This window comes from Janthinobacterium sp. GW822-FHT07H10, assembly GCF_058798675.1.
Map to the genome: position 1 here is coordinate 327,648 of NZ_JBXAKS010000006.1, position 22,655 is coordinate 350,302.

Here is a 22,655-nt window from a genome sequence, read left to right on the forward strand (position 1 = left end):
CCTTTCAGGGATAGGTGGACAGGGGCGACGGCTGCTGCGCGCCTGTCAGGCGGTCATACACGGCCAGGTAGGCGCCGGCCATGGCCGGCAGGCTGTGTTCGGCCAGCACCTGGCGCCGCCCGCGCGCGCCGTGGCGCGGACCCAGTTCCGGCATGCTGTAATAGTCGAGGATGGCGTCGGCCAGCATCTCGGGCGAACCGGCCGGCACCAGCGTGCCGCTCCAGCCCGACTGCACCAGTTCCGCATTGCCGCCCACCTGGGTGGCGACGATGGGCAAGCCCGTGGCCATGGCTTCGAGGATGGTGTTGGAACTGCCTTCGGCCAGCGAGGGCAGCACGAACAGGTCCATCGCGCGCAGCAGCTGCGCCACGTCGTCGCGCGCGCCGGGCAGCCAGGCCAGGTGCGCCGCGCCGGCCCGCTCCAGCATGGCCAGGCACTGCTGGCGGCACGGCCCGTCGCCGATCAGCATCAGGCGCAGGCGCGCACGGGCGCCCGGCTGCGCCAGCAGCAGCAAGAAGGCTTGCACCAGCGAGGCGTAATCCTTGACGGCGGCCATGCGGCCCACGCTGCCGATGACGAAGGCGCCGTTGCACAGGAAGCCCGGCGGCCCGACGGCGGCCGTCGGCCCCAGGCGCGGGTGGAATTGCACGCTGTCGACGCCATTGCCGATGTGCGTCACGCGGGCCGGCGCGGCGCCGATGGCATCCACCAGCCATTGCCCGAGGTCGGCGCTGACGGCGATGAAGTGCTGCACCAGCGGCAGCATGCATTTGCGCAGCAGCCGGTATTTGCGGCTGGTGCCGTGCAAGTCGTCGATGTCGCGCCCGTGTTCGCCATGCACGCGCAGGTGCACGCCGGCCAGCCAGGCCAGCAGCTGCGCCTCGATGCAGCCCAGGTTGCGCGTATGCACGAGCGCCGGCCGCAGCTGTTTCAGCACGCGGTACAGGTGCAGGTAATGGGGCCAGTCCTTGCCTTCGCGCTTGCCCAGGCTGATGATGTCGACGCCGGGCGCCGTCAGGCGCTGGCGGAAGGCGGTGGCGTTCTTCAGGCAGACGATGGCGTGCCGGTAGCGTCCGGGCGGCAGGTGGTTGAGCAGGTTCACCAGGCCGTTTTCCAGGCCGCCCACGTCGAGCTGGTGGATCACGTGCACGATCAGGGGGGCGGCGCGCGCCGTCCCGCTGCCCGCGATCCCGCTTGCCACGACGCTGTCATCGGCCATGCGGCAACTCCTGCAAGCGTTGTTCGATGGCAGGCAGGGCTGCGCGCAGGAACGCGTGCAGGGCCGCGCGCGGCGGCGGCGCCAGTTCGTCGTAGCTGGCGAAGACGAGGATTTCGGCGCCATCCTGGCGCGTGCCCAGCAGCTTGGCCCTGGCCAGCAGCAGCTTCACCAGCACCGGTTCGGCCGTCAGCACGCCGCCCTGGCGGTAGACGCGCCACAGCAGCAGCCGTTCGCCGCCGTGCGCCAGCACGCTTTCACGCACGGCAAGCAGGCCGTCCGTCGCGCCATGGCCCACGCTGACGTGCCGCTGGCCGTGCGCCAGCGCCATCCAGCGCGCGCCATACGGCATGCCCTGGTGCGTCAGCAGCTCGGCATCGCGCGCCTGGCGCGCATACCAGGCCAGCTGCAGCCCCACCTGGGCGCCGCCATCGTCGTCATCGCGCGCATACGTGGCCAGCCATTGCGCGGGAGCGCCGGAAAATGGCGCTTGCCAGGCGGGCGGCACGGCGGGCAGGCGCCGCCATGCGGGCGGATCGGGCAAGGCCAGCGCGGCGGGCGGCGGCGCGGACAGGACAGCGTCGTGCTGGCGCCAGCCCAGCGCGGGCCACAGCGCGGCGATTGCCAGGCAGGCCAGCGCGGCGCGGACGGTGGCGCGCGGATGGGCGCGGTTCCGGCCCGGCGGCTGGGGTGGCAGCGGCGCGGCGGCGACGGTCACGCGGGCAGGCGGCAATTCGCGCCAGCGCGCGGCGATCCAGAACAGCAGCAGCGCCACCGCGCCAAAGAACAGCCAGCCGTAGACCAGGTGGTCGACTCCCACGGCCAGGCGCATATTGCTCAGGTGGCCCAGCATCACGATCAGGTAGGCGCGCACGCCGTTGGCGAGGATGGGCACGAGCAGCGCGCACGCCATGATGGCCAGGCGCCGGCGCGTGCTGTGGAAGTGCAGGTGGGCGAACAGGGCGCCCAGGGCCAGCGCGGCGATCAGGTAGCGCAAGCCGCTGCACGCCTCGACCACCGACCAGTTGCCGCTGGGCAGAGAGAAATTGTTGCCATCGCGGAACACCGGCACGCCCGTCAGCTGCAGCGCCGTCACCGTGAAGGCGGCCGTGAAGTCGATCAGCGGTTCGAGGAAGACTTCGCCGAACGGCACGGCGAGGAACAGATAGGCGAGCGGGAAGGCCAGCAGGCGCACGGCCGGCAGCCCGAGGATGGCCAGCACGCAGGCCGGCAGCATGGCCGTGGCCGCGTACTGTTCCACCACCTGCACGTTGGCCGCGTCGGCCAGCAGCCAGGCCAGGCCCAGCGCGGCCAGCAGCAGCAAGCCGGCCGCCGACGGTTGCGGCGCCAGCGCGGCCAGCCGGGCGCGCCGGCGCCAGGCCAGCCAGGCGCAGATGGGCACGATCAGGTAGCCGTGCGCGAAGGTTTGCGAACGCGACCACAGCTCCAGCATCGACCAGAAGGTGGCGTGGTACAGCAGCACGATGGCGGCCAGGGCCAGCAGCAGGGCAGGCAGGGCGCTGTTGCGCCGCCCATCGGGCACGCTGGACGCTGGCGGCAAGGCCAGCGCATCGGGCGGCGGCGCCAGGCTGTCGAGGCGCGCACTCATGTGGACGGTTCCCGCGCCGGGCGCGAGGGGGCAAGGCTGGCGATGCCGGTGGCTGGCGCGGCGCCGTGGTCGGGGCCGGGGCCAGGCTTGGGTACGGCGTCTGCCTGCGCCAGGCCCAGCATGGCGCCCAGCGCCTGCAGGTTTTTCTCCCAGTCATACTCCTGCAATATCAGCTGGCGTGCCGCCGTGCCGATGGCCGCGCCGCCGTCGCCGCCGTGCTGGTTGCGCAGCACGCGCGCCGCGTGGTGGATGAATTCGGCGTCGTCGCGCGCCAGCAGCAGTTCCAACCCTGGCTGGGCGGCGATGCCCTCCAGCGCCTGCGGCGTGGCGAGGACGATCTTGCCCATCGCCATCGCCTCGAGCACCTTGTTCTGCACGCCGCGGGCGATGCGCAGCGGCGCCACGGCCAGCGCCGCGCCGGCCAGGTAGGGGCGGATGTCGGGCACGCTGCCGGTCACGGTCACGCCGGCCACCCTGGCCAGCGCCGTCACGGCCGCGGCGGGACGGCTGCCGACGATATAGAACTGCAGCTGCGGGAACTGGCGCCGCAGCGCGGGCCAGACGTGGCGCACGAACCATTGCACGGCGTCGATATTCGGCCAGTAATCCATGGCGCCCGTGAATACCAGCACCTGCGCGCCGGGTGCGTACGGGCCGGCGTCCGCGCCCGCCGGCGCCGGCGCGGGCGGGGCGAAATAGGCGGCGTCGACGCCGTTGTTGAAATGCCCGGTCTTGCGGCGCGCCATGGGCGCGCACTGGCGGAACAGGGCCGCCTCGGCCTGGGAGACGAAGCTGGCGGCCGTAAACTGCTGCGCGATATGGCGTTCATACTGCAGCAGCAAGCCCGCCTCGCGCCGGTACAGCTGCGACAACGGCCATGGCTTGCTGTCGGCGTACTGGCGCCATTTGTCGGAATCGACGTCGACAAAGTCGATCACGCGGTGCAGCGGCCGGCCCGCGCTGCCGTCGACATACTGCGCCATGGGCCCCGAATAGGCGAGCGCGTGGCGCACCTTGCCGTCGGCCAGCACGCCGTCCACCCATTGCAGCAGGCGCGGGTCGCGGTAGTAGTGCACGCTCATCGATTGCCGCGACAGCAGCGCCTGCGCCGCGCGCCAGCGCGCCGCGCCGCGCCGCAGGTCGATGAAGCGCGAACTGGCGCACAGCGCGGCCACGGTGTTCGCGTGCTGCCAGTCGGCCTCGTCGTCGATGAAACAGCCCAGGTGCACGCGGAAATGCCGGCTCAGGTACTGCAGCATGTGCCACGAGCGTATCTTGTCGCCCTTGTTGGGCGGATACGGGATGCGGTGCACCAGGTACAGGAGATCGCGCATGGCTAACCCAGTTGCCGCACGATATGCGGCCCCAGCAGGTTGGCCAGCGGCAGCGGCAGGCGGCGCCAGACGCGGATGGACAGCGCGTATTTCGGATTCAGGGGATTGACCTCGGGGAGTCGGGTGGCGCGCACCAGCCGGTACGCGTATGGCAGCGGCTGCGGCGTGAAGCCCCAGTTCTTCTTGAAATCGTAGGCGCCCGTGCCCAGCTTGCTGCGGCCGAAATCGAACAGGCGGCAGCCGCGCGCGCAGGCGCGGCGCATCGTTTCCCAGTACAGGAAGTCGTTGGCGCCCGTGTTGCGCGCCAGCACGCTGCCGCCGCCGTAATACGGCAGCACTTCATCGCGGAAATAGAACACGAGCACGCTCGCCTGCGCCTGCTGGCCGTGATAGACGGTGAGGATGTCGCAATCGGCGCCGAACACGGCGCGCAGCAGGGCAAAATGGCGGCGCGCGAAGACGGGCGTGCCGAGCCGGTGCACGCTGTCCGCATAGATCGGGTAGAAGCGTTCGAGGTCGTAGTCGATGGCGCTGTGCAAGCCGTTGGCGATGCCCTTGCGCACGACGGCGCGCTGCTTGCGGGGAATCGCCAGCAGGTTCTGCTCGGTGTCGGGGTGCAGGGTTCGGCGGAACGTCGCATACAGGGGACGCCGCAGCCAGCCGTCTTGCGCCAGTCCATGGCTGGCGCCGTCGTCGCGCCAGCGGTATTCGAGGTGGCCCACGCCCAGGCGCTGCGCCAGCGCCCGCGCCGCGCCATCGAGCGCCAGCCGCGCGGCGGCGCTGGCGCCGGCGATGCCGCCATACACGCAGAACGGCAGCGAGACGAGGGCCTTGCCGAACAGGCGGCTGCGCAGGTGCACCAGCGGCAGCACGCCGCAGATGCGGCCATCGTGTTCGGCGTACAGGAAATAGCTGTCGTGGCCGAAGCCTTGCTCCATGATGGTTTGCCAGCCGGCCCGGTGAAAGAAGGTGGCGTCGGGGCAAGCCTGGACGAAGGCGTCCCAGCGCGCATGCGCGTGCCGCTGCGACGGCAGCTGCCGTACCGCGATGGCGCCGGGAAATGGCAGCACGCTGGCGGCCGGTGGCGCCGGGCAGTCGAGAGGAAGGCTGGCCTCGTGCATCATGTGCTTTCCAGAAAGATACGGTCCATGCGGTCCCAGGCGAAGTCGCGCGTCAAACGCGCCAGCCGCGCTTCCATGCGCCCCAGGTTCAGGTAGTGGCGCCAGCGCGTCCTGGCGCTCAGGCCGGCCGGGCGCGGCTGGCCGGGATCGATTTCCCAGGGATGAAAATAGAATATGCCAGCTTGCCCGTCGCGCGAATTGATGCGTCGCAAAAGCCAGCGCGACAGTGCATACGGCAGCAGGCGGAAATAGCCGCCGCCGCCGGCCGGCACATTGCGCCCGCCCAGGCGCACGGTACTGACGGGCAATTCCAGCACGCCTTGCGGCCCGCGCGGGCGCCAGGCGAAGCGGGGCGCGTGCGGCATGCCGTAGTGGTCGTGGCGGATCGGGTAGATGCTGGAACTGTAGCGGTAACCCGCTTCCTGCAGCACGTCGAAGGCCCACAGGTTGGCGGCGCCAATGGAAAAGCTCGGCGCCCGGTAGCCTTGCACGGCGCGGCCCGTCAACTGTTCCAGGATGGTTTTGCTTACGCGCACGTCGGCGGCGAAATCGGCCGGCGACTGCGCCGAGGCGCGCAGGTGGGCGTAGCCGTGGCTGGCCACCTCGTGTCCGGCGGCGGCGATGCGCCGCAGCATGGCCGGATAGCGCTCGGCGATCCAGCCCAGGGTAAAAAAGGTGGCGTGGATGCGGCGGCGCTCGAGCAGCAGCAGGATGCGCTCGATGTTGGCCTCGACGCGGCATTCGAGGCGCGGCCAGTCGGCGCGGGCGATATGCGGCGCGAAGGCGGAGACCTGGAAGTAATCCTCGACGTCGATGGTCAGCGCATTGCGCGGGCGTGGCGTGGTCATGGCGGCCTCCTAAAACTGCATGTTGAGCGTGGCGCTGACGCCGTTTTCGCGGTAGCCGCCGCCGCGGTCGCTGGTATGCCGCGTGTGCCGCACGTCGATGCTGGCCGTCACTTTCGGTTGCAGGAGGCGGCTGTAGCCGGCCGTCACGGTGGCGTTGCCGTCGCGCCGGGGCACGCTCAGCGAGCGCACGCTGGCGTAGCCGGCATTGAGGTTCAGGCTGCTGCGCGAGGAGAGCTGCCAGCTCCAGCCGAGGCTGGTGCCGATCTGGCGCGTGCGGTCTTCGCTGCCGAATTCCACGCCGGGCAGCAGGATGCTGTCGATGCCGCTGGCCGTTTGCGCCGTGCGGTCGACGGCGTTGATGCCGAAGACCACGGTGCTTTTCGCCGTCGCGCGCGCCATGCTGAGCTTGGCCTGCTTTTGCAGAAAATAACGGTGGCTGAAGTAATTGATGGCGCCCAGTTCCGGTCCCAGTCCGTTGGCGTAGCGCAGGAAGGCGTCAATGCGCAGGCGGCGGTCTATGGCGTTGGGAAAGATACCGCGCCACAACTGATCGAGCAGCTTGGCCGCGTCGCGGTCGCCCAGGCGCTGCATTTGCGCGGGCAGGCTGGTGATGTTTTCGTTGTAGCTGAGCTGCCAGCTCGTGTGGCGCTGCAGGAAATTGGCGTCCAGGCTGTACGTGTGGCCAAAGTAGCGCTTGCCCGTGCTGAAGGCGACGCTGGTGCGCGGCGACGGCGTCCATACGGTGCCCAGCGACCAGAAGCGGCCCTGCGGCGCCTTGCCCGTGACCGATGCATAGCCTTCGCGCTCCATGCCGCCGCTGGCCGTGGCCGCCCATTTGCTGCTGAGCGGGTAGCGCAGGCCCGCGCTGCTGCGTTCCATGCGCAGCGGCGCCAGCCGGCTGTCCTGCGTGCGGCGCACGTCGTGGCTGGCATTCCACGTCCAGCCGGCGCCGCGCGGCTCGCCGGCCAGCAGGAATTCCACTTCGTCGCTGTGCACGGACAGCAGGTCGCCGCCGCTGGCCACCGCGTTGCGCGTGTAGCGCAGCTCGGCCGTGGCCACGCCGCGGAAGCGGTGGCGCAGGTAGGGGCTGATGCTGGTGGTGCGCACGGTGCTGGCGTTTTCCGTGTCGGGCAAGTCGTCGATCACCTGCGGGCCGAACGGTGAGATGCTGCGCCGGCTGACGCTGGCGGCCGCGTCGACGAAAAACCAGTCCTGTACCAGCTCGGCGTCGCCGGCGGCGCGCAATTGGTGGCTGTCCGTGTCGGCGCGGCGCGCGTACAGGAATTTGTGCCAGCTGTAGTCGAGGTGCACGCGCAGGCGCGGGCCGTTGCCGACGAGGGCGATGGCGGGCGCGATTTCCGTGATGAAGTCGGACTGCGCGCGCTCGGGCGCCGCGCGCAGGGCGTTATCCGTATAGCTTTCGCGCAATCGCAGCGACGGCTTCACCAGCCAGTCGACGGCGCTGGCCGGCGCGGGCAGCAGGAACAGGGACAGCGGCAGCAGGCTTGACAACAGCGGCGGCCTGCGCCTAGTCGTAATAGCCATAACCGTAGTAGTCGTTACCCGGAAATGACTTGGTCTTGTTGTAGATCAAATGGATGTGTTCGCACGCCTCGATCTGGCGCAGCGCTTCCTTGACGGCATGCTGGGTCGTCGTTTCCGCCTCCACCACCATCACCACTTGCCCCATCTGTCCCACCAGCGCGTGCGCTTCGCTGGTGATCAGCAGCGGCGGTGAGTCGAAGACGACGACGCGGTCCGCGTAGCGGCTGGCGATCTCCGCCAGCAAGCGGCTCATGGCGCGGCTGGCCAGCAATTCCGTCGCGTGCCGGTTGCTGCGCCCGGCCGGCAGGATGCTCAGGTTGGCGACATTCGTCTTCAGGATGACGTCCGCCATTTCCAGCTGCTCGTCGAGCAGCACGTCCATCAGCCCCGGTTCCGGCGCCAGGCCCAGCACTTTCAGCACGGACGGGCGCGCCACGTCGGCGTCCACCAGCAGCACCGTGATATCCATCTCCATGGCGATGCTCATGGCCAGGTTGACGGCGCAGTAGGTCTTGCCTTCGCCCGGCATGGCGCTGGTGACGACGATCAGGTTGCCATGGCGGATGGCCTCGGCGCCGCCGGCGCGCGCCTGGCGCAGCAGCGGGCGCTTGATGATGCGGAAATCCTCGGCCACGGAACTGCGTCCGCCGTCGTGCGTGAGCATACCCTGTTCCTGCAGCCGGGCCAGGTTCAGGGTGCGGTAGCGCGGCGATAGCTGCGCCGCCGCTTCGGACGCGCCATCGGCGCCTGGCGGCACGCCGGCCTCGTCCACGCGCCCCATGTTCGGTTCTTCCTTGCCGTTGCTATGCATGCTTGCTCCCCGGGCCAGGCCCTGGCTTAGAATTTCAGCAGCGCGGCCGTCATGACCACGCCGTACAGCATGAACAGGCTGCCGAGGCAGGCGCCGAAGCCATAACGGGCGCGCCGGCGGCGCACCTGCTGCAGCGGCGTCCAGTTCATCGACACGGTGCCCAGCACGCTCAAGCCCGTCGCTTCGCGCAGTTCGGCCGGACTGAGGAAGGTGGGGCGCACCTGGCTGATCAGGAGGGCCGTGGCGATGCCGGCCACCAGGGCCGCGCCCAGCGCCGCGCTGAACAGCAGTGGGCGGTTCGGGCCGACGGGCGCGTACTGCACGGTGGGCGGGTCGATGATCTTGAAGGCCATCATGTCGGTGGTGGAACTGAGTTCGCCCGACAGCTTGGCCGCTTCGCGCCGGCCGATCAGCTTTTCATAGTTTTCCTTGTTGATGATGTAGTCGCGGTTGAGCTGCGCCAGCTGTGATTCCACCTCGGGCACGGCATTGCTTTGCGCCAGCAGCCGCTCGTTGCGCGCGCTGTATTCCTGCACGCGGGCCTTGATGGCGGCCACCTTGGCGTCGGCGTCCGTCAGCGCCACTTTCAGCTGCTGCAGCATGGGGCTGTAATTCTTGCCCGGATCGCCGGACGCCGCCTTCAGCTTGCTTTCCTCGATCTTGCGTTCTTCCAGCTGGGCCACCAGGCGCTTCGAGGAAATAATATCGGGATGCAATTCTGTAAACTGCATGCGCAGGCTGTCGAGGTTCTTGTTGAGCGAGGCGATGCGCTCGTCGAGTTCGGGATTCGTGATGGCGGCCGCGTTCGGTTCAAGGTCGAGCACCGGTTCGTCGCCTTCGATCTGGCTGAGGATGGCCTTGCGCGACTGTTCCGCCTCGACCAGTTCCAGCTTGGCATTGTTCAGGCTATCGGACGACATCAGCAGCTGGCTGCCATAGTCGATGCCCTGGCGCGGCAGCAGCAGGTTGTTGCGGATCTTGAATTCCTTCACGAGGTTTTCCGCCGCGCTCAGCTTGTCCTCGTAATTCTTGATCTGCTCGTCGATGAATTGCACGGCTTTCTGCGAATCGCCTTTTTTCCCCTGGAAACTGCCTTCGACAAAGATGGTCAGCAGGCTTTGCACGACGTCGCGCACCAGCTTCGGGTCGCGCCCGTTGTAGCTGATGGTGTAGATATCGTAGGCATTCGTGCCGCTGATCTTGATGCGGCTCATCAGGTCATCGAGCTGGGCCTCATGTTCGCGCACGGTCTTCGAGTCGAGGTCGAGGTCGACCATGCGCATGACGCGCTCCACGTTGGGACGGCTGAGCAGGGTGCGGCTCATGATGGCCACCTGCTGCTCCGTGTTCGGCACGCTGGTCATGCCGGCCATCAGCGGCTTGAGGATGGTTTGCGTATCGACAAACACGCGCGCCCGGGTCTGGTAATCGTCGGGCAGGGTGATGACCTTGATGAAGCCGGCGATGCTCACCAGCCAGGCGACGAGCACGGCATGCCAGCGGTATTTCCAGATGCCCTTCAGGCTGGACAGCAGTTGCTGTATCAATTGCTCCATGTCGCTTCCTTCCGGTGACGATGCTGCGCAATAGCGGGGCCGGCGGCGTGGAAACGGCAGCCCGATGCGGCAAATGCTTGTCGAGTAAGCAAAGTATAGGACCGTTGCCGGGCAAGATTTCCCAAGATGATTGCTTCTTGATACTCCTCAAGGTTCCCTTGCCGCGTTTTAATAATCATAGGAGTTCGCGGCCCAGGCTGCTTCTGCGCGGCCGGCGGCTTGGTGCGCCACCTGGTGCGCCATCGACTCGAAGAGGCCCAGCATGAATCTGTTCCGCCGTACCTTAGTCCTGCGCGCGCTGGCCCTGGCGGCGGGCGGCCTGCTGGGCGCCTGCGGCACGCGTCATCCGCTGGCGCCCGCCGACGACAGCGCGCCCCAGCACGACTACCTGATCGGGCCGGGCGATTCCGTCAACATCATCGTCTGGCGCAACCCGGAAGTGTCGCTGACGGTGGCCGTGCGGCCCGACGGCAAGATCACCACGCCGCTGGTGGAAGACCTGGAAGCGAGCGGCAAGACGTCGACCCAGCTGGCGCGCGACATCGAGCAGGCGTTGAGCAAGTTCATCCAGCAACCGGTGGTGACCGTCATCGTCACCAACTTCTCGGGGCCGTATGGCGAGCAGATCCGCGTCATCGGCGAGGCGGCCAAGCCGCAGGCGCTGCCATACCGGCTCGGCATGTCGCTGATGGACGTGCTGATCGCCGTCGGCGGCATCACCGATTTCGCCGCGGGCAACAAGGCCAGCATCATCCGCCTGCGCGATGGCAGCCAGCAGCAGCTGCGCGTGCGGCTCGACGATCTATTGAAGAATGGCGATATTTCGGCGAACGTCATGATGCGTCCGGGCGACGTGTTGCTGATACCGGAGAGCTTTTTTTAAAACATTAACAGTGCTGTCAAAACAGCACTTTTATTTATAAATTTGTACTCGCGGGCAAATTTAATCATGTAATTTTGCTATTGAATAAGCACTTTCTTCTGTTTTTTTCAGCGGAAGCGGGAACTTCTCCAGTTCTCTACTTGTCACAAGGCATTGGCTTCAGTCCGTCTCGACGGGCGGCCGATGAACGCGAGGACAAGATGAGCTTTGAAGATGAACCTATTATTTCCTTCGACACGCCGGGCGAATTCAGCGACCTGGTGGTGGGCGAAGGCAAGATCGACCCGGCCATGGAGCACGAGCTCGACCTGCAGCGCTTCCATATCCGCATGGCCAATTCGCGCGGCCGCCGCGAAGCGGCCAGCCTGCTGATCCGCAAGATGTACGGCTGGCGCGGTTATGCGGTCGACCCGGGCATCACGCATGCGCTGAACAAGATCACCCTGTTCGCGGAAACGGCCGGCACGACGGTCGGCACCATGACCCTGTGCCTGGACAATGACGAGACGGGCTTGCCCGCCGATGAAAACTTCCGCGACAAGCTCGACGTGCTGCGCGAAGAGGGGCGCCGCCTGTGCGAGCCGTCGCGCCTGGCCATCGACAAGGGCGTCAGCAAGCGCGTCTTTGCCGCGCTGATTCATATTTCTTATATCTATGCCCACAATATCCACGGCTTTACGGATTACGTGATCGAAGTCAACCCGCGTCACGTCGTGTTTTACAAGCGCATGCTTGGCTTCAAGGACTTCGGCGGCGAGCGCGAATGCACGCGCGTGGGGGCGCCGGCCGTGCTGCTGCGGCTCGACCTCGATTACATGGGAGCGCAGATCCGCAAATATGGCGGCCTGATGGAACAACATGGGGGAGAACGGTCGTTTTACCCCTTTTTTTTTCCAACATGGGATGAGCCTGGTATTACCGACCGCCTGCGGCAGGGACGTAACTGAAATTCATTTATTTTTCAGCAGGATCGCCTGCATGTGGTTGCCCGGTATCGCGTAGGTGATGCCGCTGGGCGCGCTGATGGCCGTTTCTTTCAAGCCTTTCACGTAGACCATGTTGACGATGCCATAAACGAGTCCCGTCTCGGGATCGAACAGCGGGCTGCCGCTGCTGCCCGGATACGCCGTCGCGTCCAGCTGGAACACGGTGTACGGCGATTTTTGCAGCTGTGCCAGGCGCCGCGCATCGAGCCGCTGCGCATTTTCGCTGGGCATGACGACGGGCGTCAGCGACGACACGGTGGCGCGGTGCGTGACGTGGTGCAAGCCCAGTAGCATACCCAGGGGAAAGCCCGTAAACGCCATGGCCTGGCCTTCGCGCACGCTGGCCGCGTCGCCCAGCGCCAGGGCCGGCAGCGGCATGCCGGCCAGGCGCAGCAGGGCCAGGTCGTGCTCCGTGTCGATCGACAATACCTTGGCCGGACGAAACTGCGCCGCCTCGCCCTGGCCCGTGAGGATGCCGATGATTTCGTTGGGATTGGCGTCGAGCAGCTTCTGGATCACGTGGGCGCAGGTCAGCACGCTCAAGCCGTCGCCCGTGGCAAAGCCCGTGCCGATAAAGTTCATCGGCGGCGTGCGCGTCTTTTGCAGGCTGCCGACGCCGACGACCGACGGTTTGACGCGGGCAATGGCTTGCGCCAGGGTGGCATCGGCGCGGCTGGGCGCGGCGGCCAGGGCCAGGGCCAGGGCCAGGCCGAACAGCAAGGTGGATGGATAGTTCATGGGGACGCGCTTTCGGCAGGGTGGGAGGGCGGAGCTAGGGGGCGCAGCAGCGCGCACAGCAGCATCAGATAGGCGAGCAGGGCGATGCGCGGCACGTCGAGCAGGCTGTCGAACAGGCCGACGACGAGAAAACCGAGCAGGGCGGCGGCGCCGGCCACGGCGGCATGCCGGCCTTCGCGCACCAGCCGCAGCAAGGCAAGGCCCGCCGCCGTTACCAGGGCCAGCATGGAGAGCAGGCCGCACCAGCCCGCTTCCACCAGCAGTTGCAGCGCCAGGTTCTTGACATGCCATGGCAGGTGATGGTGGTCGCTGCTGAAAAACCAGTAATTGCTTGCCTGCGTAAAGCGGCCGTTGGCGATCAGCTCGTCGCCACCGGGAGGGCGCAGGCTGAGATTGTCGATATCGACGACGGATGACGCGGCCGTGCCGCTGGCGGCCAGTTCCAGCTGCACGGGCGCGCGCAGCAGCCAGCCGCCCGCGCCGAGCCAGGCACTGTCGAACTGCACCTGATAGTGTTGCCACGCCGTCAAGGGCGTGCCTGCCGCCGGTTGACGCAGGCGCAGCGGCGGCGCGACGCAGTTCTGCGCGTACAGCAACTGGCGCTGGCACAGGCGCACCTGCAGCACGGGCATGGGGCCGGCGCGGCGCGCGTCGAGCGTCAGCGTGTAGCGCGTGGCCGGGCGCAGTTCCAGCCGCTGCAGCAACCGCAGCAGTTCGCCGTAGCCGGCACTGTAGCCGGGACTGGCCAGGCGCACATAATCGTTGCCCGCCTCCTCGGCGTACGTGATGCTGGCCGGCACGTCGCGCTGGGGATTGTGCCAGTAGTACGTGGCGGGAAAGCTGCCCAGGCCCATGCCGAACAGCCGGCTGTGCCAGTTGGCCGGCTGCATGGCCAGCACTTGCTGCCAGTGTCGCAGGCGGCCTTGCAAGTCGCCCGCGCTGGTGGCGAAGCGCTCGGTGGCGTAATAGCTGGCGGAAACGGGGATGGCCAGCAGCAACAGGATGGCGGCCGCGCCGGCCACGCCGAGGCTGGCGCGGTCCAGCCGCCACAAGGGCGGGCGCAGGCGCCGGTTGCCCAGCATCAGCATAGCCAGCAGCACGACCGTGGCCGCCGCCGGCAGGGCGGCCGGCCCCGCCCAATGCCAGCCTATCCAGGCCAGGTTACAGGCCAGCATGGTCCACGCCAGCATGGCCAGGCCCAGGCGGGCGGGGCTCCTGTCCGCCGCCGCGCCGGATGGCCACAGGGCGATGGCCAGCAGCAGGGCCGCCAGCAGGAACAGGAAATACGGGCCTTTCATCCAGCCTGCCGCCAGCGGCCCGTCCGCTTGCGGCCACCAGGCGGCCAGCAGGCCTTGCAGGCATAGTCCGCACAGCACGCTGGCCGGCGCCAAGCGCCATGGCAGCGGCCGCGCCGCCAGCACGAAAGTGGCGCCGAGCAGCACGACGGCGGCGATCAAGCCCCGGTAACCGGCCAGGCTGAACATATAGACCAGGGCGAGCGCGCCGGCGCCGGCCAATGCCAGGCCCAGCAGCAGGCCGCGCCGCGGCGTGCGCCGCGCCGCCTGCCGGCCCGCCGCCAGCGCCTGCCAGCCAGCCAGCAGCACGGCCGCCAGCATGGCCGCGTACAGGCCGCGCGAAAACGTGGCGAAGGCCGCATGCAGGGCCAGACCCAGCAGCAACAAGGCCAGCGCGCCTTGCCAGCGGTTGTGCGCGCGCGCCAGCCACAGGCCGGCAAACGGCAGGCTCAGGGCCAGATAGCCGTCGAGGGCGGCGCCGCCCGTGTGCATGGCGGAAAACGGCGCCGTGATGCGGTAATCGCTCGACAGGTTCAGCAGGCCGGGAAACACGGCCCGCTCCCACAGCGCGCACAGCGACACCATGGCCAGCCCCGTCAGCATGCCGGGCAGCGCGTAGCGGCGCAGGGCAGGCGCATCCGCGTCGCGCAGCAGCAGCGGCAGCAACAGCAGGCTCCAGGCCCAGGCCTTGCCCAGGCGCACGCTGTTATATGGACTCAGGTAATTATTCCAGGCATTCGCATCGAGCGGCGGCAGCGGCAGCAGGCCGCGCAGCAGGGCCGCCAGCCAGGCCAGGCTGCACAGCAGCAGGCAAGCCCATGCCACCGGCGACAGGCGCGCCGCGGCGGGCCGGGCGCCGCCGCCGAGGCGCCAATAGCCGCACGCCACCGTCAGCAGCAGCAAGACGTCGATTTCCTCGAGGAAGAACCAGCCCGTCCATGGCGCCAGGTCCAGCACGGGCAGCAGTGCCGGCAGGCAGAACAGCCAGCAGGCGGGGCGCCAGCACAGCAGCAGGAAATAGGCGGGCAGCAGGACGGCAAACAGCAGGCCCGGCCAGCCGTGGCCCAGCGGGTAGTGGCGCAGGGCCAGCATGCAGGCCGCGCCCGCCACCAGGGCCAGCGGCCGCGCCGCCAGGCTGGGCTTGGCCAGCGCCGCGTGCTCCGCCATGGCCTAGAGCCGGGTCAGCAAGGCCTGCGCCTCGGCCCGCTGTGGAAAGTCCTTGTTGGCGGCCAGCAGCTGTTCCAGTTGCTGGCGCGCGCCCGGCTTGTCGCCCGACTTCGCCAGCGCCACGCCCAGGTGGTACTGGATTTCCGTTGCCTTCGGCGCCAGCCCTGCCGCCTTGCGCAGCAGCAGCGTGGCGCGTTTCACATCGCCTTGCTCCAGCACGATCCAGCCCAGGGTGTCGAGCACGGAAGGATTCCCGGGTGCCAGCTTGAACGCCTGCTCGGCCGTGGCCTGCGCGCGCCCATCCTTTTCCTGCTGGTAAGCCCAGGCCAGGTCGTTCAGCGCCACTACATTATCCTTGTCCCTGGCAACGATGTACTGGAATTGCTCGATGGCCGCGCCGTATTGCTTGGCCATCAGCTTGGTGCCGGCCAGGTAGGTACGTGTGGGCAAGTCGTCCGGATGCTCGTTCAGCCAGGCGGCCATGCGCGTGTCGGCTTCGCGTTCCTGGCCGGCCGCCTGCAGGGCGCGGTACAGCTGTACTTGCAGCGGGCCGATCTTGCTGAGCTGGAACGCATGTTCGTACAGCTTGACGGCTTGCTGCGGCAGCTTCTGCTCCATCAGCACGTCGCCTTCGAGCTTGTAGCCGGCCGCCAGCTTCGGCTGCTGTTGCTGCACCTTGCGCGCCACGGCCAGCGCTTCACGCTGGCGGTTCAGCGACAGCAGCATGGCCACTTCGATCACTTGCGCGTCGAGCAAGGTGGGGTCGAGCGCCTGTGCCCGCCGCACGGCTTGCAAGGCGCTTGCATGGTCGCCCAGCGCCAGGTGCAGGCTGGCGATGCGCATTTGCAGGGGGGCCGAGGCGGTTTGCACGCTGGTCAGCTTGCTGTAGCTGTCGAGCGCCGCCTGCGCCTGGCCGGCACTGTATTCCACCTGCGCGCGCAGGGCCAGCGCATCGGCGTCACCGGGATGGCCCGTCTGCAAGGTGCGCGCCAGCTCCAGCGCCTTGTCCGCCGCGCCCGTCTTCAGGTAAAAATTGCTGAGCAGCAGGGCTGGCGCGACGGCGTCGGGATTGTCGCGGTGGGCCCGCTCGAGCCAGCGCCGCGCCTCGTCCGTCTTGCCCTGCGAGGCGGCCAGCTTGGCCAGCGCCGCGCACAGGTCGGCATTTTTCGGCGACTTCGCCAATGCCTGCTCGAAGCGCAGCTTGGCCTGCTCGGGTTTTTTCTCGGCCAGGTCGATCTGCGCCAGGTTGTTCAGGGCCGGCAGGTAGACGGGGTCCATCTCCAATGCCTGCTCGAAACTGGCGCGCGCGGCCCGCACGTCGCGCAGCGCCAGGTAAACGCCGCCTTTCAGGTTCAGCAGCACGGGATTCGTGCCTTTTTGCTGCTCTTCCATCAACTTTACGCTGGCCAGGGCCTTGTCGTTCTGCTTGTTGCGCAGCAGGGTCATCACCAGCATGGTGCCCGCCTGCGGCGTGCTCTTGTCGAGCATGCTTGCCCGCTCCAGCTCGTTGATGGCGCGGCTGTTTTCGCCCATGCCCAGACGGCTGATGCCCAGCGCCGCATGCAGCTTGGCCGTGTCCGGCGCCAGCGTGCTGGCCTTCTCAAAATACGCCGTGGCCTTGTCGTAGCGGCGCGCCCGCAAATGCGCCTCACCGGCCAGCGACAGCAATTCCACGTCCTCGGGAAAGGCCGTCAGCACGGGCAGCAGCAGGTCGATGGCCGCATCGGTCTTGCCGCGCATCAATTCGATCGAGGCCATCATCTTGACGGCATACAGATGCTGCGGATACACGGCCAGGAAGCGCCGCAGGTAGCTCTCCGCCAGTTGCGGCGAACCGAGCGCCAGTTGCACGGCGCCGGCCAGCAGGATGGACGGCATGTGCTCGGGCGCGGCCTTGAGCACCAGCTGCAACGCTTGCAGGGCGGCCTTGTGCTTGCCCTGGCGAAAATCGAGCAGCGCCTGCGCCTGCAGCAGGCCCAGGCTGCCGGGCGCCGACCTGCGCGCCGTGGCCAGCCGTGCCGCCGCTTCCGCAAAGCGGCCTTCCACGATGTCGAGGTTGGCGAGGTCGATATGCGCCTGCGTATCGCCGGGTTTCAGTTTGAGTATCTGCTGGTAGGCCAGGCGCGCGGCCCCGTTCTTGCCCTGCAACCGCTGCAAGTCGCCCTGCAGGCGCAAGGCGTCGAGGCTGGCCGGCGCGGACTTTAACGCCTGCGCCAGCAGCAGCTCGGCGGCCGTCAGCTGCTGTTCCAGCGCCGCGATGCGCGCCAGGCCCAGCAGCGCTTCCACCTGGCCGGGATGGCCGTCGAGCATGCGCGTATATAAGGTGCGCGCCGCGTCCTGCCGGCCCAGGGCCAGCAGGGCGTCGCCGCGCAGGGCCTGCACGGATGGCGGCTGGGCCGCATCGTCGGCGACCTCGGCCAGCACCTTGTCGAACTGGCCCAGCATCAGCCAGGACTTGCCCAGCAGCGGCATCACCTGCTGCTGGGTAAGGCCCAGCGATTTCGCCTTGCGCAATTCTTTCTCCGCCGACAGCGCCTCGCCCGTGTCGAGATAGATACTGCCCAGCAGCAGCCGCGCGGCCGCGTTTTCCGGTTCCTTTTGCAGCAAGTTCTTCAGCTGGATGATGGCGGCCCGCGCCTCGCCCTTCTGGCGGTACTGCTGCGCGTCGGCCAGCAGGGATGCACTGTCCTGCGTGCCATGGCAGCCCGTCAGGGCCGGCAGCAGCAGGGCGCAGCACAGCGCGGCGGCAGGCAGGCGGGAAAGGCAGGGCGGGAAGGGACGGGCCATGGAAGTCTCCGGTAAACGCGTGCACGTGCGATGGGCCGGGAGCCGGCAAGCCCCCTGCATTGTTCTGTTGTCCTGCTTGCGGCGGTGCGCGGCACCTTGCCTCCAGCCGCCGGCGGCCAGGACACCATCCTGCGCGGCCTGTTGCTGCGGAGCTGTCCGCGTCCTGGCTGCCTTGCCGGTGCGCCGGCAAGGCGGACCTTGTCTGCAGCGACAGGTCCTAGCTTAAAAAGATGGCCGCCGGCCTCCTTGATTGCGCTCAACAGGCTGGCGAATGGGCGCGGCCGCCACCGTGGCCACGCCCGGTTTCTTGTTCCCGCTCAAGAATGGCCGGTGCCGCGACCGTAGAATTTCCCGGACGGCGACAGTCTGGCCGCAACCATACGGAGCACATATCATGGACAGCAACGCGGGCGTGGTGGCGGTGGTGGGACTGGGCTATGTGGGCTTGCAGCTGGCCGTCGCGTTCGGCACGCGCCAGCGCACCATCGGCTTTGACTTGTCGGCGCGCAAGGTGGAAAGCTACCGCAATTGCATCGACCCGACGGGCGAGGTAAGCACGGAGCAGCTGCGCGCCGCGCAGTGGCTGAGCGTGGGCTGCGACCCGGCCGAGCTGCAACTGGCCGATTTCATCGTCGTCGCCGTGCCCACGCCCGTCGACGCCGCGCATAATCCCGATTTTTCCGCGCTGGCCGGCGCCAGCGCCGCCGTCGGCCGCCACATGCGGCGCGGCGCCACCGTCATCTACGAATCGACCGTGTATCCGGGCGCCACCGAGGACATCTGCATCCCCTTGCTGGAACAGCATTCGGGTTTGCGCTGGAAGGAGGATTTTCACGTGGGCTTCTCGCCCGAGCGCATCAACCCCGGCGACAGGGCGCACACCCTGCACAGCATCCGCAAGGTGGTCTCCGGCGACGATGCCGGGACGCTCGAGCAAGTGGCGCGCCTGTACGAAGGCGTGGTCGGGGCCGGCGTGCACCGGGCCTCCAGCATCCGCGTGGCGGAAGCGGCGAAAGTCATCGAAAACACGCAGCGGGACCTGAATATCGCGCTGATGAACGAGCTGGCCATCATCTTCGACCGCATCGGCATCGATACCCTGGAAGTGCTGCAGGCGGCCGGCACGAAATGGAATTTCCTGCCATTCCGGCCCGGCCTGGTGGGCGGCCACTGCATCGGCGTCGACCCTTACTACCTGACGCACAAGGCGGAAATGCTCGGTTACCACCCGCACGTGATCCTGGCCGGGCGCCGCATCAACGACGGCATGGCCAAGTTCGTGGCGGAAAAAACCATCAAGGAAATGGTGCGCGCCGGCTTCAAGCTGAAAGGCTCGCACGTCAACGTGCTGGGCCTGACGTTCAAGGAAAACTGCCCCGATCTGCGCAATTCGAAGGTGGTCGACATGATCCATGAACTGCAATCGTACGGCGTGCAGGTGCATGTGCACGACCCTGTCGCCGATGGCCGCGAAGCGCTGGAAGAATACGGCCTGACGCTGGAAAGCTGGGAGCAGCTGCCGCAGGCGCAAGCCATCATCAGCGCCGTGTCGCACCAGGCGCTGCTGGCCCGGCCGCTGGCCGACTACCAGGCCAAGGTGGTGGAAAACGGCTGTTTCATCGACATCAAGTCGCATTTCGACCCGCGTCCGCTGGAAGAGGCAGGCTTGCACGTGTGGCGGCTGTGATGGCGGCTCCGCAATGCATTGCGGCCGGCCCGCTGCCGGCGCGCGGCCAGGACTCCCGGGCACCGGGCGCCGCAGGGGGCGGCATTGCCGGCGCTGCCGGTCCCGCAGCCGCCGCAGTGGGGGAGGCCAGCGCGACCCCTATTGCGGCCAGTGCCGGTGCCGCCGCTGTTGCCGGCGCGGCAGCGGCCAGCGGCGCCGGCGCGGGAGCTGCCGCCTATGCGCAGGCTTGCGCCGGGCTGGGGCAGGCGCCGCGACGCTGGCTCGTCACAGGCGCGGCAGGATTCATCGGCTCGCACCTGATGGAAACCCTGCTGAAGCTGGGCCAGCAGGTGCGCGGCCTCGACAATTTCATGACGGGGCACCGGCATAATCTCGAGCAAGTACGCGCCAGCGTGGGCGAAGAGGCGTGGCGGCGCTGCGACTTCCTCGAAGCCGATATCCGCGACTTGCCGGCCTGCGCCGCCGCCTGCGACGGCGTCGATTATGTGTTGCACCAGGCGGCGCTCGGCTCCGTCTCGCGCTCGCTGGAAGACCCCTTGCTGTGCCATGCCGTCAATGTCGGCGGCTTTCTCAACATGCTGGCCGCCGCGCGCGCCGCCGGCGTGCAGCGCTTCGTGTATGCGGCCTCGAGCGCGACCTACGGCGACCACCCGGCCTTGCCGAAAGTGGAGCAGCATATCGGCGCACCGCTGTCGCCGTATGCGCTGAGTAAATATATCGACGAACTGTACGCACACGTGTATGCGCGTTGCTACGCCACCCGGGCCGTGGGCTTGCGCTATTTCAATGTCTTCGGCCCAAGGCAAGATCCGCTGGGTGCCTATGCGGCCGTGATACCGCGCTGGATCGCGGCCATGCTGGCGAGCCAGCCCGTGCAGATCCACGGCGACGGCGCCACCAGCCGCGACTTTTGCTTCGTGAATAATGCCGTGCAGGCGAATATCCTTGCCGCCACGTGCGCCGACCAGGCCGCCGTCAACCAGGTCTACAACGTGGCCGTCAACGCCCGCACCAGCCTGACGCAGCTGCACGCCACCATGCAGCGCATGCTGCTAGCCATCTGTCCGCAGCACGTGCCGCTGGCGCCCCAATATGGCGAATTTCGCCCCGGCGACGTGCGCCACTCGCAGGCCGACATCGCCAAGGCGGCCCGTCTGCTCGGCTACGTGCCCACGCACGACCTGGCACAAGGCTTGCGGGAGACTATCGCCTGGTACGCGGCGCAGGCCACACACGTCGCACCGATGTGACATCGATGAGTCATAGCGTGTATGTGATGATGCTGAGAAGAAAGCCCAAGGTAGGACGCATATACATGGACTGAACTATTGTTGCTTCTGAGCCGTTTGTCGATCGCTATTTAGTCATGATTGTTGCATGAAATTTTTTTTGGGGAGGGAGTGTATTCGGTTGCCCTATCTGCTCTGCTGTGGATTTTGCATCCGTTGAGTGATCGCTCGATCCACTAGGGCCTGGACTGTAGAGTTGATATTTATCATTCGAATAGCCTGCATAAATTTCATTGGACCTAAGCTAACAAATAGCTTTCCAAAAACTTCATCGGCAAAACTACTTGAAACTACAGCGATTCCATTAAAGTCAACGACAATAGTTTGCCCGGGACATGCATTTATAATATTTTCAAGTTTTGTGAATACTGGACGGCCAGCCGGCCTGGACCTATATGATATTGACTGTTCATTTAGGTTGAAGGGAATCGATGTTAGATCTTCTCTTTCATATTTTAGCTCGATGTAGTCAACGGGATTGTGTATTCTCCCTTCTATTGCAAGTGCTCGTTCTAAAAGTGCAGGTTCAGAAAAGTCGATTATTGCATCTACGCTTGTACCATTAAAAGGAACAGATTCATTTCTCGCTGTAACCACGCCATCAACTGATCTTAATAGGAAGCCATTCCCTGCATTTAACGAGAAACGCCCATTGCTTACTCTGCAAATCTCTAGCGTGCCGTAAAGGCCATTTCCTTGAAAATCACTTGAATTTCTGGTGACGCCAGATTTCACTGCTTGCATTAATGCATCAGCATCAGACTGTATTTCTGGTTTGGCTTGTCGAAGAGTGGCAGGAACCCCAATCCCCGCATCAGCAATTGTGAACTCAACTTTATTCGTTGTCCTATCAAAAACATTTATTTGAAGAATTCCACCGATGGATGATTGGCTATGATTTATTACGTTGTCTGAAATTTCATTTAATGCCCACTCTACTGCCGCGAAAGTAGATCGATTTAAATTTGGAATAACTTCTAGTATTTTTTCCAATATATCATTAAGGAGTTCCTCCTGCTCTTCATGCGTCTTGTATTGCACAGCGGGGTATTGTCTATTAAGTGTATTTCTGCGAGGGGCATCAAATTGCCGTGGACACATAAAATTTGCCCATCCTGCGTTTATAAATACACGCCTAACTCTATCATCGCTAGGAAGTATCACTGAGAAATCAATTCTATTGTGCCTTAAAGATAGAATGTGTGCACATAAAGGCACCATTGCGCTTGTTTGAGCATTTGAACATCTTGTAAAATCAAGTGAAATCTCTGTATAGCCACGAATATTAACTGTTTCGTGGAGTACGGCATATACCCTTCGAAGATCTTGGAGTGATATGGCTCCATCAAAGGTTACTCTCTCTCGCTCTCGTCCAATTGTCAGTGTAAGTGCCATTGTTATATTATGAATTAAGTGTTAATTAATAAATTAAATTATGATGGTGTAAATAATTGGTGAAAATCATCCTAATCTGTAAAATATTAAGGATTTTACAGGTATAAAATCTTTGAATAGTCACACATTCTCACATTTATTGCGAAGCGAAGTCTAGCGGTATTTTTGATATGGAGGGAAGTTGAAGATTTAGAAATTCCAATCTCGCGACGTTGGTCGTAAACTGCGCGACTGATGCAATGTTACTTTTTCGGAGCAGAAATTCGCCGCAAACTCGCCAGGCTGCTGAGTTCCTTGCCGCGAACCTTTATGGTTTTAACCGTTCGGCCTTAAATTCTTATCAGCCTCCCTATATTTTTACAGTTGATATCCTCTGACGGCGTGCCAC

General features: G+C 65.6%; 16 protein-coding genes. 4 read left to right on the plus strand and 12 right to left on the minus strand.

All coding sequences use genetic code 11. The features are described 5' to 3' along the window. Window positions 1-4: 4 nt before the first annotated feature. The 8 genes from AC1RDJ_RS16505 to AC1RDJ_RS16540 are packed head-to-tail and all read right to left on the minus strand — an operon-like array spanning window position 5 to window position 10,040. Window positions 5-1,219 carry a TIGR03088 family PEP-CTERM/XrtA system glycosyltransferase gene (locus AC1RDJ_RS16505; protein WP_493028124.1) on the minus strand — a complete coding sequence of 405 codons (1,215 nt, stop codon included), beginning with the start codon at window positions 1,217-1,219 and terminating at the stop codon, window positions 5-7. Then, window positions 1,209-2,825, minus strand: a complete 1,617-nt coding sequence (gene xrtA, locus AC1RDJ_RS16510; protein WP_493028125.1) for an exosortase A — start codon at window positions 2,823-2,825, stop codon at window positions 1,209-1,211. Before xrtA ends, AC1RDJ_RS16505 begins: the two co-directional genes overlap by 11 nt. Further along, window positions 2,822-4,159: a TIGR03087 family PEP-CTERM/XrtA system glycosyltransferase gene (locus AC1RDJ_RS16515; RefSeq protein ID WP_493028126.1), complete on the minus strand. Its 1,338-nt coding sequence runs from the start codon at window positions 4,157-4,159 to the stop codon at window positions 2,822-2,824. Before AC1RDJ_RS16515 ends, xrtA begins: the two co-directional genes overlap by 4 nt. A gap of 2 nt (window positions 4,160-4,161) precedes the next feature. Then, the gene (locus AC1RDJ_RS16520) at window positions 4,162-5,280 is read right to left on the minus strand and encodes a FemAB family XrtA/PEP-CTERM system-associated protein (protein WP_493028155.1); all 1,119 of its coding nucleotides are present in this window, start codon (window positions 5,278-5,280) and stop codon (window positions 4,162-4,164) included. Further along, on the minus strand, window positions 5,280-6,128 hold the full coding sequence (locus AC1RDJ_RS16525) for an XrtA system polysaccharide deacetylase (RefSeq protein ID WP_493028127.1): 849 nt from the start codon (window positions 6,126-6,128) through the stop codon (window positions 5,280-5,282). Before AC1RDJ_RS16525 ends, AC1RDJ_RS16520 begins: the two co-directional genes overlap by 1 nt. 9 nt (window positions 6,129-6,137) lie before the next feature. Continuing rightward, window positions 6,138-7,640: a TIGR03016 family PEP-CTERM system-associated outer membrane protein gene (locus AC1RDJ_RS16530; RefSeq protein WP_493028129.1), complete on the minus strand. Its 1,503-nt coding sequence runs from the start codon at window positions 7,638-7,640 to the stop codon at window positions 6,138-6,140. 16 nt (window positions 7,641-7,656) lie between these two features. After that, complete coding sequence (locus AC1RDJ_RS16535) at window positions 7,657-8,484, minus strand: XrtA-associated tyrosine autokinase (protein WP_232251273.1); 828 nt, start codon at window positions 8,482-8,484, stop codon at window positions 7,657-7,659. 26 nt (window positions 8,485-8,510) lie between these two features. Further along, a complete protein-coding gene (locus AC1RDJ_RS16540) occupies window positions 8,511-10,040 on the minus strand; it encodes an XrtA system polysaccharide chain length determinant (protein WP_071323689.1) in 1,530 nt (509 codons plus the stop codon). A 262-nt stretch (window positions 10,041-10,302) separates the two neighbouring features. Here AC1RDJ_RS16540 and AC1RDJ_RS16545 point away from each other — a divergent pair, with 262 nt between their 5' ends. Continuing rightward, window positions 10,303-10,923: an XrtA/PEP-CTERM system exopolysaccharide export protein gene (locus tag AC1RDJ_RS16545; RefSeq protein WP_071323688.1), complete on the plus strand. Its 621-nt coding sequence runs from the start codon at window positions 10,303-10,305 to the stop codon at window positions 10,921-10,923. A 200-nt stretch (window positions 10,924-11,123) separates the two neighbouring features. Beyond that, window positions 11,124-11,870 carry an N-acyl amino acid synthase FeeM domain-containing protein gene (locus AC1RDJ_RS16550; RefSeq protein WP_071323687.1) on the plus strand — a complete coding sequence of 249 codons (747 nt, stop codon included), beginning with the start codon at window positions 11,124-11,126 and terminating at the stop codon, window positions 11,868-11,870. A 3-nt stretch (window positions 11,871-11,873) separates the two neighbouring features. Here AC1RDJ_RS16550 and AC1RDJ_RS16555 read toward each other — a convergent pair whose 3' ends face one another. Genes AC1RDJ_RS16555 through prsT form a run of 3 tightly spaced genes read right to left on the minus strand, consistent with a single transcriptional unit; the run spans window position 11,874 to window position 17,896 of the window. After that, on the minus strand, window positions 11,874-12,647 hold the full coding sequence (locus AC1RDJ_RS16555) for a S1 family peptidase (protein WP_493028131.1): 774 nt from the start codon (window positions 12,645-12,647) through the stop codon (window positions 11,874-11,876). Next, window positions 12,644-15,109, minus strand: a complete 2,466-nt coding sequence (locus tag AC1RDJ_RS16560; protein WP_493028132.1) for a hypothetical protein — start codon at window positions 15,107-15,109, stop codon at window positions 12,644-12,646. Before AC1RDJ_RS16560 ends, AC1RDJ_RS16555 begins: the two co-directional genes overlap by 4 nt. Before the next feature lie 3 nt (window positions 15,110-15,112). Then, window positions 15,113-17,896: an XrtA/PEP-CTERM system TPR-repeat protein PrsT gene (gene prsT, locus AC1RDJ_RS16565; protein ID WP_493028133.1), complete on the minus strand. Its 2,784-nt coding sequence runs from the start codon at window positions 17,894-17,896 to the stop codon at window positions 15,113-15,115. Between the two features lie 394 nt (window positions 17,897-18,290). Here prsT and AC1RDJ_RS16570 point away from each other — a divergent pair, with 394 nt between their 5' ends. Both AC1RDJ_RS16570 and AC1RDJ_RS16575 read left to right on the plus strand, forming a co-directional pair. Next, window positions 18,291-19,583: a nucleotide sugar dehydrogenase gene (locus tag AC1RDJ_RS16570; protein ID WP_071323683.1), complete on the plus strand. Its 1,293-nt coding sequence runs from the start codon at window positions 18,291-18,293 to the stop codon at window positions 19,581-19,583. After that, window positions 19,583-20,833: an SDR family oxidoreductase gene (locus AC1RDJ_RS16575; RefSeq protein ID WP_493028134.1), complete on the plus strand. Its 1,251-nt coding sequence runs from the start codon at window positions 19,583-19,585 to the stop codon at window positions 20,831-20,833. Before AC1RDJ_RS16570 ends, AC1RDJ_RS16575 begins: the two co-directional genes overlap by 1 nt. A gap of 165 nt (window positions 20,834-20,998) precedes the next feature. On the opposite strand, the gene AC1RDJ_RS16580 is transcribed toward AC1RDJ_RS16575, so the two are convergent. Continuing rightward, entirely contained in the window at window positions 20,999-22,267 is a 1,269-nt protein-coding gene (locus tag AC1RDJ_RS16580; protein ID WP_493028136.1) for an STAS-like domain-containing protein, read from the minus strand. Window positions 22,268-22,655: the final 388 nt, after the last annotated feature.